The sequence below is a fragment of the Flintibacter faecis genome, assembly GCF_014287875.1.
Taxonomy (GTDB): domain Bacteria; phylum Bacillota; class Clostridia; order Oscillospirales; family Oscillospiraceae; genus Lawsonibacter; species Lawsonibacter faecis_A.
Genome location: NZ_JACOPN010000005.1, coordinates 60,844 through 73,439 on the forward strand (window position 1 = coordinate 60,844; position 12,596 = coordinate 73,439).

At 63.9% G+C, this 12,596-nt stretch carries 10 protein-coding genes; 4 read left to right on the forward strand and 6 right to left on the reverse strand.

The features are described 5' to 3' along the window. The first annotated feature begins 330 nt into the window (after window positions 1-330). From H8S55_RS08155 to H8S55_RS08170, 4 genes are all read left to right on the forward strand, one after another. Window positions 331-1,548 carry a carboxylate--amine ligase gene (locus tag H8S55_RS08155; protein ID WP_186878574.1) on the forward strand — a complete coding sequence of 406 codons (1,218 nt, stop codon included), beginning with the start codon at window positions 331-333 and terminating at the stop codon, window positions 1,546-1,548. A gap of 248 nt (window positions 1,549-1,796) precedes the next feature. Further along, window positions 1,797-2,510 (forward strand): cysteate racemase, encoded by a 714-nt coding sequence (gene cuyB / locus H8S55_RS08160; protein ID WP_186878575.1) that lies wholly within the window; start codon window positions 1,797-1,799, stop codon window positions 2,508-2,510. A 387-nt stretch (window positions 2,511-2,897) separates the two neighbouring features. Continuing rightward, a complete protein-coding gene (gene argB / locus H8S55_RS08165) occupies window positions 2,898-5,258 on the forward strand; it encodes an acetylglutamate kinase (RefSeq protein ID WP_186878576.1) in 2,361 nt (786 codons plus the stop codon). Between the two features lie 247 nt (window positions 5,259-5,505). Further along, complete coding sequence (locus tag H8S55_RS08170) at window positions 5,506-7,356, forward strand: LTA synthase family protein (protein ID WP_186878577.1); 1,851 nt, start codon at window positions 5,506-5,508, stop codon at window positions 7,354-7,356. A gap of 57 nt (window positions 7,357-7,413) precedes the next feature. Here the strand turns inward: H8S55_RS08170 and H8S55_RS08175 are convergent, their stop codons facing one another. The 6 genes from H8S55_RS08175 to miaA all read right to left on the reverse strand — a co-directional run bounded on the left by H8S55_RS08175 (window position 7,414) and on the right by miaA (window position 12,455). Beyond that, window positions 7,414-8,190, reverse strand: coding sequence for a DivIVA domain-containing protein (locus tag H8S55_RS08175; RefSeq protein WP_186878578.1), 777 nt, complete (start codon window positions 8,188-8,190; stop codon window positions 7,414-7,416). A 54-nt stretch (window positions 8,191-8,244) separates the two neighbouring features. Beyond that, entirely contained in the window at window positions 8,245-8,757 is a 513-nt protein-coding gene (locus tag H8S55_RS08180) for a cell division protein SepF (RefSeq protein WP_186878579.1), read from the reverse strand. 57 nt (window positions 8,758-8,814) lie between these two features. Beyond that, on the reverse strand, window positions 8,815-9,534 hold the full coding sequence (locus H8S55_RS08185) for a YggS family pyridoxal phosphate-dependent enzyme (RefSeq protein ID WP_186878580.1): 720 nt from the start codon (window positions 9,532-9,534) through the stop codon (window positions 8,815-8,817). Window positions 9,535-9,750: 216 nt separating this feature from the next. Then, window positions 9,751-11,016, reverse strand: a complete 1,266-nt coding sequence (locus tag H8S55_RS08190) for a biotin/lipoyl attachment domain-containing protein (RefSeq protein ID WP_186878581.1) — start codon at window positions 11,014-11,016, stop codon at window positions 9,751-9,753. Window positions 11,017-11,146: 130 nt separating this feature from the next. Continuing rightward, window positions 11,147-11,443: an RNA chaperone Hfq gene (gene hfq / locus H8S55_RS08195; protein WP_186878582.1), complete on the reverse strand. Its 297-nt coding sequence runs from the start codon at window positions 11,441-11,443 to the stop codon at window positions 11,147-11,149. Between the two features lie 67 nt (window positions 11,444-11,510). Continuing rightward, window positions 11,511-12,455, reverse strand: coding sequence for a tRNA (adenosine(37)-N6)-dimethylallyltransferase MiaA (gene miaA, locus H8S55_RS08200; protein WP_186878583.1), 945 nt, complete (start codon window positions 12,453-12,455; stop codon window positions 11,511-11,513). Window positions 12,456-12,596: the final 141 nt, after the last annotated feature.

The window sequence follows — 12,596 nt, forward strand, 5'->3', positions numbered from 1 at the left end:
CCCTACGGACGGCCCCGTCATATCCCGTAGGGGCGGATGTCCTCATCCGCCCGGACGACGGGCCGCCGGGGACAGCGGCCCCTACGGACGGCCCCGTCATATCCCGTAGGGGCGGATGTCCTCATCCGCCCGGACGACGGGCCGCTGGGGACAGCGGCCCCCTGCAGACAGCCCCGTCATATCCCGTAGGGGCGGATGTCCTCATCCGCCCGGACAACGGGCCGCCGGGGACAGCGGCCCCTACGGACGGCCCCGTCATATCCCGTAGGGGCGGCTATCAGCCGCCCGGCGCAACGACATCAGACATTGGAATACAAAGGAGTCTCTTTGATGGATCAGTCACTTTCCTTCCAGCCGCTGCTCTTCGGCGGCGACATCAACGTATACAGTGTGGCCCGGGCCTTTCACCAGGCCTATGGCGTGCGCTCGGTGGCCTTCGGCAAATATCCCTCCTTCCCCTGCCACGGCAGCGCCATCATTGACTATCGGGTCTGCCCGGACAACGAGAGCGACGAGGCGTTCCTGCGCAACGCCCGGGCGGTGGCCGAAGAATTCTCGGACAAGACCGTCCTGCTGCTGGGCTGCGGGGACAGCTATGTCCAGCTGGCCGCCCGCCACCGGGACCATCTGCCGGAAAACGTCATCGCCCCCTATATCTCCGAGGACCTGCTCAACTCCCTCATCAACAAGGAGCGGTTCTATCAGCTGTGCGACGAGCACGGGGTGGACCACCCGGCCACCTTTATCTATGACAAGTCCATGGGCCACGACTTCTCCCTGCCCTGGGGAGCGCCCTATATCGCCAAGCCCGCCGACTCCGTGGCCTATTGGGCCTGCGGGGACCACTCCCTGGCCAAGGTCTATATCTGCCAGAGCTGGGAGGAGCTGCTGGAGAGCCTGGACCACGTCTATGCCGCAGGCTATCAGGACCACATGGTCCTGCAGGAGTTCATCCCCGGGGACGACAGCTATATGCGGGTACTCACCAGCTACTCCGACCGCAACGGAAAAGTGACGACTATGTGCCTGGGCCATGTGCTGCTGGAGGAGCACTCCCCCCACGGCATCGGCAACCACGCCGTCATCCTCACCGACTGCGACGAGGAATTGGAGCTGAAATTCCGGGACCTGCTGGAGAGCCTGCACTTCACCGGCTTCTCCAATTTCGACATCAAATATGACCGGCGGGACGGCAAGTATAAGGCCTTTGAGATCAACTGCCGCCAGGGCCGCAGCAACTACTATGTCACCGGCTCCGGCCACAACATCGCCAAAATGGTGGTGGAGGACCGGGTGGAGCATCAGGACCTGCCCTTCCAGATGACCCACGACCGCTCCCTGTGGCGGATGGTGCCCCGGAAAGTCGCCTTCAAGTTCACCCCCAAGGCCTACCACGGGGAGATGCAGGAGCTGATCCGGGCGGGGAAGGACTCCCACTCCCTGGTCTACTCCGGCGACGCCAGCCTGAAACGCCGCCTGCGCATTTTGAAGAACCATATCGGCAACATCAAGCGTTTCGACCAGTACAACAAGGTGCCGGAGGGATAAAGAATCTTTCCCTGACCCTCTCCGCCCAGTGTACGCACTGGGCACCTCCCCCACAGGGGGAGGCAAGAAGTATAGCACCGAAAGCCCCTTCTTGGCTCCCCCTGCGGGGGCCGATTCCCCTTATCAAGGGGAAATGTCCTGAAGGGACAAAAGGGATAGGGATCCTGGCACGGCGCAGCCGTGACTGAGAGGGCCGGGCGGCCCCAGGCCGCCCCTACACCTAACGCTATCACCATGGAGGTTTTTCTGTGAACGACCGTCTCGGGGTGCTGGGGGGCATGGGTCCCCAGGCCACCAACACCTTTTATCAGCTGGTCATCGACCGCACCGATGCCCGCACCGACCAGGAGCATGTGAACGCCCTCATCCTGTCCGACTGCCAGATGCCCGACCGCACGGCGGCCATTCTGGGCACGGCGGAGGAGCAGGAGGCGGTGTTCCAGCGGCTGCTGGCCGACGCCCGGCTGCTGGAGGGGGCTGGCTGCACGGTGCTGGCCGTGCCCTGTAACACGTCCCACTTCTTCCTGGACCGGGTGCAGGAGCACATCGGCGTGCCCATCCTGAACATGATCCGGGAGACTGCGGCGGCCTTGAAGCGCCAGGGGCGCACCCGCCCGGGCATTCTGGCCACCGACGGCACCATCCGCTCCGGCCTGTACCAAAAGGAGTTCGCCGCCCTTGGCATCACGGCGGTGACCCCCTCCCCGGAGGCCCAGAAGCTGGTCATGTCCCTGATCTATGACGACGTGAAGGCCGGGCGGGACGGCGACCCCCAAAAGTTCGACGCCATCCACCAGGACCTGCTCTCTCAGGGCTGCGACAGCGGGGTGCTGGCCTGCACAGAGCTGTCTGTGTTCGCCGTCCGCCGCCGGCTGCCCCCCTTCTACACCGATGCCATGTCCGTCCTGGCCGAGCGGGCCGTGCTGGCCTGCCGCCGGCCCCTGCGGGACATCTTTATCTGAACCACAAAAAAGCCCGGGGCGATCATGCATAGTCCCCGGGCGATTTATTCGATATACCAAACCTGTCATTGCGAGGAAGGGCGAAGCCCTGACGTGGCAATCCGTTCTTCGCAACATCAGCCTCCCTTGTGAAAGGGAGGTGGCACGGGCGCAGCCCGTGACGGAAGGATTCCGACCACAGGAAAGCTGTCCTGAAAACGGAATCCCTCAGTCATCGCTTCGCGATGCCAGCCCCCTTTCACAAGGGGGCCAAACCCTTCAGTCAGCTTCGCTGACAGCTCCCCTTTCAGGGGAGCCTAAGACGGAAGATGCGGATTGCCGCGTCGGTCCTTCGGACCTCCTCGCAATGACAAGGAACGATTGATTTTTCTTATGGAGGCGACAGCTATGGCTCAGTCCGTCCGTCCCCTGGGGGACTATCTTGATCTGCTGGAGCAGCGGGGGCTGCTGGTGTCCCGGCCCGCCGGCCTGGACCTGACGGCCCCGGTGGCCCTGGTTTCCTACGACTCCCGCCAGGTGGAGCCCGGCACCCTGTTTGTGTGCAAGGGGGCCCACTTCAAGGCGGAATTTTTACAGATGGCCCGGGACAAGGGGGCCATGGCCTATGTGAGCCTGGAGCCCTACCCCCAGGTGGACCTGCCCTGCATCCGGGTGACGGACATGCGGGAGAGCATCGCCCCCCTGGCCGACCTGTACTACGGCCACCCCTCCGGCGATTTAAAGGTCATCGGCATCACCGGGACCAAGGGCAAGTCGTCCACCGCCTATTATCTCAAGTATATCCTGGACGAGTATCTGGCGGGGGAGGGCCGCCCCGCCTCCGGCATCATCTCCTCCATCGACACCTACGACGGCACGGAGCAGTTCGAGTCCCATCTCACCACCCCGGAGCCTCTGGAGCTGCAGCGGCACTTCGCCGCCGCCCGGGACAACGGCCTGGGCTATGTGACCATGGAGGTGTCCAGCCAGGCGCTGAAATATCACCGCACCCTGTGCACCGACTTTGCCGCCGCCTGCTTTTTGAACATCGGCACCGACCACATCTCCCCCATCGAGCACCCGGACTTTGAGGACTATTTCTCCTCCAAGCTGAAAATTTTCGCCCAGGCCCGCATCGCCTGCGTGAATCTGGACTGCGACCACGCCCAGCGGGTGCTCCAGGCCGCCCAAGAGGGGGGCCGCCCCGTCATCACCTTCTCCCAGAAGAACGAGGAGGCGGACGTGTACGCCAGCCAGGTGCGCAAGCGGGGCAACGACATCCTGTTCCGGGTGCGCACCCGCCGGTTCCAGCGGGAATTCCGCCTGACCATGCCCGGACTGTTCAACGTGGAAAACGCCCTGGCCGCCATCGCCGTGTGCCAGGGGCTGAACATCCCGGAGCAGGCGGTGTATGTGGGGCTGATGAAGGCCCGGGTGCCCGGGCGGATGGAGGTCTATTCCAACGCCGACGACACCGTCACCGCCATTGTGGACTACGCCCACAACCGCATGAGCTTCGAGACTCTGTTCCGCTCTGTCCAGGCGGAGTACCCCGGGCGGCGCATCGTCACCGTGTTCGGCTGTCCCGGCAAAAAGGCTCTGGACCGGCGGAAGGATCTGGGCGAGGTGGCCGGGGCCAACTCCGACTTCATCCTTCTCACCGAGGAGGACTCCGGGGAGGAGGACACCGTGTCCATCTGCCGGGAGATCGCCCAGTATGTGGCCTGCGACTACTCCATCGAGCCCAACCGGGGGGAGGCCATCCGCCGGGCCATCCTGTCCTGCCAGACCCCCTCGGTGCTGCTCATCACCGGCAAGGGGGCGGAGACCCGGCAGAAGCGGGGCAGCGAGTATATCGACACCCCCTCTGACGTGGACTATGTCCACACCTATCTCCGGGAGTATGACGTGTCCCACGGCCTGGACGGCATGGAGAAGGTGCGCAGCCTGCTCTCTCTCCTGCCCATCCTGAACCGGGCGGAGGGGCAGACGGTGGTGGTCAAATACGGCGGCTCGGCCATCGGGGCGGAGTCCGTCCACGACACCACCCTGCAGGACGTGGCCGCCCTGCGCATGGCCGGGGTGCGGGTGGTTCTGGTCCACGGGGGCGGCAAGCATATCACCGCCCTGCTGAAGCAGCTGAACGTGCCCACCCGGTTTGAAAACGGCTACCGCTACACCGACCAGACCGTGCTGGACACGGCGGAGCTGGCCCTGTCCGCCCAGGTGAACAAGTCCATCGTCCAGGAGCTTGCCCGCCGGAAGGTGTCCGCCGTGGGCGTGTCCGGCAAGGACGGCGGCCTCATCACCGCCACGGTGAAGGACCCGGCCCTGGGCCGGGTGGGGGAGATCACCCATGTGGACACCAAGCTCATCACCACCCTGCTGGATGCCGGGTTCCTGCCCGTCATCTCCCCCATCGCCCTGGGGGAGGACGGCGGCGGCCTGAACTGCAACGCCGACGATGCCGCCCGGGCGGTGGCCGAGGCCCTGGGTGCCCAGAAGCTGGTGTTCCTCACCGACGTGGGGGGCATCCTCATCGACAGCCACAACACCAAGACCGCCGTGCCCCACATGGACGTGAAGCGGGCCCTGGAACTGATGGATGCCGGGCTCATCGCCGGGGGCATGGCCCCCAAGGTCCGGGGCTGCGTCCACGCCATCCAGTCCGGTGTGGGCCAGGTGTCCATCCTGGACGGCCGGGTGGAGCACGCCCTCCTGCTGGACACCCTGGGCCAGCGGGTGGAGGGCACGGTCATTACGGGGTGAGGGGAAACGGATTGCCACGTCGCTGCGCTCCTCGCAATGACACAACGAGAGTGCTCCGTTCTAACAATCATTGTTAAAACCGATTTTCTGTCATTGCGAGGAGGGCAAAGCCCGACGCGGCAATCCGTTCTCAACGTCCAAAATCCGATGACCTGCCGGGTGACGGCGGCGGACCTCCGTGTCCGCCCGAACGATGACCGCTGTACCCCCAATATCCCCACCAACCCCATTCAAGGAAGGTATCCACATGACACGACCTCGTACCCACAGACAAACTCCGCCCCTCACCCCCCTTCGCCGGGCCTGGCTGATCTTTGCCCTGACAGGGCTGGGCTGCTGCGTGGGGGCGCTGACCCTGCTGTATGGGGCGGCGGCCTATATCAAGCTGCCGGGGCTGGCCCTGTTCCGGTCCTATTTTCACCACCCGGCCCTGCTGGGGCTGAACCTGCTGCCCCCGGTGCTGCTGATCTGGCTGTTCTATTTCCTCACCCGCCGGGGCTGGGGCGCCTTTTTGGGCAGCTTTCTGCCCTGCGTGGCCGTGGCCATGGTGAACTACTTCAAGATCCGCCTGCGGTCAGACCCCTTTCTGGCCGCCGACCTCACCCTCATCTCCGAGGCGGGGGGCATCGTGGGCAACTACTCCCTGGATGTAGACTGGCTCACCTGGCTGACTCTGGGGGCGCTGCTGGCCGGACTGCTCTTCTCGGTTTTGCTCATCCCCAAGTGGCCCCGCCGGGGCTGGGGCCGGGCCTTTGCCGCCGCCTCCTGCGCTGCAGTGTGCGCCGTGAGCTGCGCCAGCCTGTTTACAAATTCCGATCTATATCAGTCCACGGACAATTCCGAGTATATCAACCCCTGGTCCGACGTGGAGGTCTTTGTGTCCAAGGGCTGTCTGTACCCCTTTTTGTACAGTATGCGGGACATGTTTCCCGCCCCGCCCCCGGGCTATGACGGGGCCCAGGCCCAGGCCCTGCTGGAGGCGTTCTCCGATGCGGACATCCCGGCGGACAAGCAGGTGTCCGTGATGGGCATCATGCTGGAGGCCTTCTGCGACCTGACCGATTTTGACTTTATGGCCGGCCACCCGGACGCTGCCCGGGTGTATGACCCCTGGCACGCACTGGCGGAGCAGGGGGTGTCCGGCCGGCTGCTGACCAACATCTTTGCCGGGGGCACGGTGGACAGTGAGTGGGGCTTTCTGTCCGGCTACTCCCAGCACGACGACTTCCGCCGGGACACCGACTCCTATGTGTGGTACCTCCGGGACCAGGGCTATCAGACCTTTTTCAGCCACCCGGGGTACGGCTGGTTCTATAACCGGCAGAACGTGAACGACTATTTGGGCTTTCAGGACAGCTGGTTCACCGAGAACCACTACGGTGCGCTGGTAGACCCCACCAGCGCCATCTACCACTCGGACGACATTCTGGTCCGGGAGCTGCTCGCCCAACTGACCCAGCGCACGGCAGAGGGCCCCTGCTTCTCCTTCTCCGTGTCCTATCAGAACCACGGCCCCTACGAGTCGGCCTATTCCGCCGGGGTGGAGTATTTCACCCCAGCCAACTCCGGCATGGCCGCAGAGAGCTGCCACATCTGGAACAACTATCTCCGGGGGGTGGACTCCACCATCCAGGCCATGGTCCAGCTGACCCAGGGACTGGAGGAGCTGGACCGGCCGGTGGTGCTGGTCCTCTTCGGGGACCACAAGCCCTGGGGGGGGAACGGAAACTCCGCCTATGCCGATATGGGGCTCACCTTCGACCTTGGCACCCTTCAGGGGTTTTACGACTACTACGCCACGCCCTATCTCATCTGGGCCAACTCCGCCGCCAAAGAGGTGCTGGGCAGCGACTTCACTGGGGAAGGCGGGGATTTCTCCCCCTGCTTTCTCATGCCCAAGGTCTTTGACCTGTGCGGCTGGACAGGCCCCGGCTTTATGCAGCTGGCCCGCCAGGTGCGGGAGATCACCCCTCTGGTCCACGAGCGGGGGCTCTACCTGTCCGGCGGCCAGATCACCGACGCCCTGCCCCAGGGACAGCAGGACTTTGTAGACCGCTTCCTGTGGGCGGAGTATTGGCGGGAGAATAACGGACGATAATTCAAAACAGGCATAAAAAAACAGCCCCCCCGGGGCTGTTTTTTTATGCCTGAACTGTTACTTGATCTCATAGTCCCGGCCGAACTGGAGGGAGCCGAAGTCGATGCGGCCGTCCCGGCGGGCGGAGGGCATGTCCTCCTCCTGGGACTGCTCCTCCTGCTGGGGCTGGGCGGAGACGGGGGAGAACTCGGCAGTGTCGGACAGGTCGGCCTGGTCGGCTTCTGGCTGGTCCTGCCCGGTCGGCTCCCCTTCCTGGGCCTGCTGGGCCTGGTTGGCGGCGGTGGCCTCCTGCATGGCCTGGGCCAGCAGCCGCTGTACGTTGTCGTCGATCTCCTCGGCGGCCTTCTCCACCCGGTCGGCCTGGCTCTGGACAGGGGCGGCGGGGGAGAGCTGGGAGAGCTGGTCCAGATACTGGGTCTGGGCGGCCTGGAGGGCCTTCACCTGGGCCACAAACTGGGCGGTGTGCTCCTTAGCCTGGGCCAGGCGATACTCCTCGGCCTGGAACTCCTGCTCCAGCGCCTGCTTGCGCTGCCGGGCCTCGCCCTCGGCCTGCTGGAGCAGCTCGGCCTTCTTCTGCTCGGCCTCCTTCACCATGGTGTCCGCCATGCGCTGGGCGGTCATCAGGGCCTTGCGCATGGCCTCCTCGGTGGAGCGATACTCCTCCACCTTGTCCACCAGCACCTTCATCTTGCTCTTTAAAACGGCGTTCTCGCTGTACAGGGCGGAATAGTCCCCGGTGAGCACATCCAGAAACTCGTCCACCTGTCCCATGTTATAGCCGCCGAAGGACGCCTTTTGAAAGGCGCGCTCAGAGACCTCCTGAGGGGTCAGCATAGTCCATTACCTCCTAAAAAACGCCCCCTGCCTGACCGGCGCGGGGGCGCGGGATCAGAAATACATCCCGTTATTCTCCAGCTCGTCGATGAGATCCCCCAGAATGTCCACGTTATAGGGGGTGATGATATAGGTGGAGATGGCCACCTTTTTGATCTTGCCCTCGTTGGCATAGGCCACGCCGGACAAAAAGTCCAGCAGGCGGCGGGCGATCTCTTTGTTGGTGGACTCCAGATTCAGCACCACCGTGCGCTTCTCCCGCAGGTGGTCGGCGATGGAGGAGGCGTCCTCAAACTTCTCCGGCTTCACCAGCACCACCTGCAGCTGGGTGGCCGCCCGGATGTTCACCACCTTGTTGCTGCGGCGCTCCTCGTCCAGCATGGGGGCGGAGCCATACAGCGACCCGGTGCGCTCCCGGCGCTCGGCCCGCTCGGCAGCCCGGTCGCTGCGGTCGGACCGGTCCTGGCGCTCGGCGCGGGGGGCGGGGGCGTCATACTCGTCATAGTCGTCCTCCTCTTCATCCTCATAGGGATGGGCAAGGCGCTTGAATTCATCCAATAATCCCATGGTACTCCTCTTTTCTTTCCGATTATCCTGAAAAGGTCAGCAGGATTCCAGCCAAACTCAGGAGGGCAGGCGGGATCTCATGGGGGGCCGGGGGCCGAACAGGGCGGAACCCACCCGAACCATGGTGGCCCCCTCGGCAATGGCATCCTCAAAGTCTCCGCTCATACCCATAGACAGACAAATGATATCATTTTCATTATCCGACATTTTCTGTCTGATGTCAATAAAAAGCTGACGCATGGCCGCAAAATAGGGGCGGTTGGCCCCGGGCTGGGCAGAGACGGGGGGAATGGCCATCAGGCCCCGCAGACGGACAGCGCCCATGTCCATGGCCTGGCGGGCCAGGGCCTCCGCCTCCTGGGGCATACAGCCCCCCTTGCTCTCCTCCCGACCGATGTTCACCTCCAGCAGGATGTCCTGAATGATCCCCTGCTTGTCCGCCTGGTTCTGGATGGCCTGGAGCAGATGGGCAGAGCCCACCGACTGGATGAGGTCCACATGGCCCACCACCTGCTTGACCTTGTTGGTCTGAAGGTGGCCGATGAAGTGGACCTGCTCCGCCCCGGCGTAGGCATCGGCGGCCAGATGTGCCACCAGCTCCTGCACCCGGTTCTCGCCGCACACCCGCACCCCGGCGGCGATGGCCGCCCGAATGGTCTCGTCGGTCTGAACCTTGGTGGCCGCGCACAGGGTGATCTCCCCCGGCTCTCGCCCGGCGGCCAGGGCCGCCCGGCGAATGCGTTCCATTACCCGTTGAACCTGTTGCGAAACATCCATTTTGATCACCTTTTCTGTCTTGATTCGGTTTATGATTCAGTTAGGAGTGAGGAGGGATGAGTTTTTTAGGACGGGGGTACGGATTGCCGCGTCGCTGCGCTCCTCGCAATGACAAGACACGGTAGCCTGCTGTTTCTGTCATTGCGAGGAGGGCGCAGCCCGACGCGGCAATCCGTCTCTTAACTCCTAACTCCTAACTCCTAACTCATCCCTTTTTTAATACTCCAACAGCTGCCCGTCGTACAGCTCCGTGGCCCGGACGATGACCTCGTCCCCGGCGCGGAGGGCATCGCTCTCGTCGGTGGTGGAGCGGACCACATAATAGTCGTCCCCCTCGGTGACCACCTCCACGGTTTTAAACTCCGCCCGGCCGCCCAGCAGGGCATACACGCCCAGGCGGTTGTTCTGCACCTCCTGGCCCGTCTCCTTGTCGGTGTAGGTGCTCTTCTCCATGCGCAGGGCCTGCTTGGGGATGCGCAGGCCGGACCAGCTGTTGAAGATGAGCTCCGCCGTCTGCTGGCGCAGCAGGGTGGTCTGGGACAGATAGCGGTCAGTGGAGAAGACCACCACGCTCTTGTCCCCCTCGGCCTGGCCGACCTGGTCCACTCGCATGTCGATGTCCTGGTCAAAGTCTCCGGAAAAGCGCAGGGTGGCCGTGATCCCCTCCTTCAGCCGCTCTGCCACAGAGACAGGCAGGGCAGCGGCGAAATACCACCGGGTGGAGGTGATGAGCTTGCCCATGCCGCCGCCGGCCTCCTTCCCCTGACCGGCCAGCAGGGCGGACAGGGAGGAGGGGGTCAGCTGGAACACGGTCTGGGGGGTCACCGCCGTCTCATACCCATCTACCAATGTGGAGAACACCCCGGACTGTGGGGCCCGGACGGAGGATGTGGAGGAGGAGGTCTGCTGCTTCAGGGCGGCATACTGGCTTTTCAGGTCGTTGAGCTTTTGGCTCAGCTCCTCGGCCCCCAGGCCATTGCCATAGACATAACCCCGCTTGAGCACGGTGCTCTTCAGGGTGCGCGCCTGATCCTCCAGCTGGTTATAGTCCCCCACGCCGGAGGCGGCATGAAGGGCGGTGACGGCCTGCAGAATGTTCTCGTCCAGCTTGGCGGCGGAATCCACGCCCCCGCCGTCGGAGGAGTACTCCAGCAGCTGGATCTGGTCGGCCAGGGCCTCTAAGTCGGCCTGGTTGTTCTGGGCCTGGCTGTCCCGATAGACCTGGGCCACGCTCTGGCCCACGCCCACCTTCTCCCCCTCTGACCGGGTCACGTCCACGATGCCCGTCTGGGCGGGGAGAACGGTCTCCTGCCGGACTAAAATGCCAACGGCCTCGGCGCTGTCGTTGGAGGTGTAGGTATAGGCCAGGGCGGTGGTGTACGGCTCGCTGAATACCTTGGCCACATAAAAACCGAAATAGATGACCAGGGCCACGGCGATGGCGGCGATGGCAACGGTGATAACAGGTTTTCCTTGCTTCATGGGGTCCTCTTTTCTGGCCGATATGCAGAATCCCCCCGCCGCTGCGCGGCCCTCTAGCCCTATCCCTTTTGTCCCTTCGGGACATTTCCCCTTGATAAGGGGAATCGGCCCTTTCACGAGGGGGCTGCTGTTACGCTTTATCAGGCCCCCTTGTTAAAAGAGGGCCGGCGTCGCTGTAAGGCGACGACTGGGGGATTCCAACGTTTTGCTCCGTCAGGGGGACGGGGCGCTCCGGCGTGATGGTAGAAATCGCGTGCTTATAGACGAACATCTGCTTTCCGTCGCTGCTGAGCACCACGGAAAAGGCATCGAAGCCGGTGACATAGCCCCGCATCTGAAAGCCGTTCATCAAAAACATGGTGACGGGGCGGCGCTCCCGGCGCAGCTGGGTGAGGAAAATTTCCTGAAGGTTGTTGGTTTTCTGCATAAGTAGCACTCCTTTTTCTTTTGGGGACCGTTTAAACCGCTGGGTCTTAGTCAGTCCCTGAGTGCCTTTATACTAAACCAAATTCTTCCATATATTCTGTCGAAGTCTGGAGGGCGGCTGCAAAATCCGGCTCCCGGCCCCACAGCAGCCACCGGGCGGCCCTGTTCCGCCTGAACCAGGTGAGCTGCCGCTTGGCATACTGCCGGGAGCGGAGCTTCACCTCCTCCGCTCCGGCGGACACATCCCCGTGGGACAGCAGGGCGGCGGCCATCTCCTTATAGCCGATGGCCTGCATGGCGGTACACTTGGCGGGCACGCCGGAGTCCAGAAGGCGCTGCACCTCGTCCACCAGACCCTGGTCCATCATCTGGTCCACCCGGCGGTCGATGCGGCTCCACATGTCCTCCCGCTGTTCAAAGGCCAGAGCCAGGGTCAGGGCATCGTACCGGGGCGGGATGGCCCGGGTCTCCAGATTGTGCTGGGTGATGGTCTTGCCCGTGGACTGATACACCTCCAGGGCCCGGATAATGCGCTTTTCGTCGTTGGGGTGGAGGCGGGCGGCGCTGTCCGGGTCCACCTGGGCCAAGCGGGACAGCATGGCGGCCCCGCCCTCCCGGCGCAGCTGCTCCTCCAGCTGTCCCCGCAGGGGGCTGTCCGGCTGAAATGGTGCAAAGGTCCGGCCGGACAGCAGGGAGTCGATATACAGCCCCGTGCCCCCGGCCAGAATGGGCAGTCTGCCCCGGGACAGGATGTCGTCCACGCATCTGGCGGCCATGTCCACATACCGGGCCACGGAGAAGTCCTCCTCCGGGTCGGCCACGTCCAGCATGTGGTGGGGCACGCCCCCCATCTCCTCCGGGGTGGGCTTGGCGGTGCCGATGTCCATGCGGCGGTAGAGCTGCATGGAGTCCGCCGACACCACCTCGCCGTTGTGCCGCCGGGCCAGCTCCACCGCCAGGGCCGTCTTGCCCGAGGCCGTGGGCCCGCAGATGACTAAAATTTTGGGGGGCATAGGATTCACCTTCTTTGAGTTAGGAGTGATGAGATAGGATGTAGGAGTTAGCCTTCCCCTGGGGGAAGGTGGCATGGCGCAGCCATGACGGATGCGGGTGGGGATCGTGGGTGCGGTGGTCATCGCGGGCCGACACAGTAC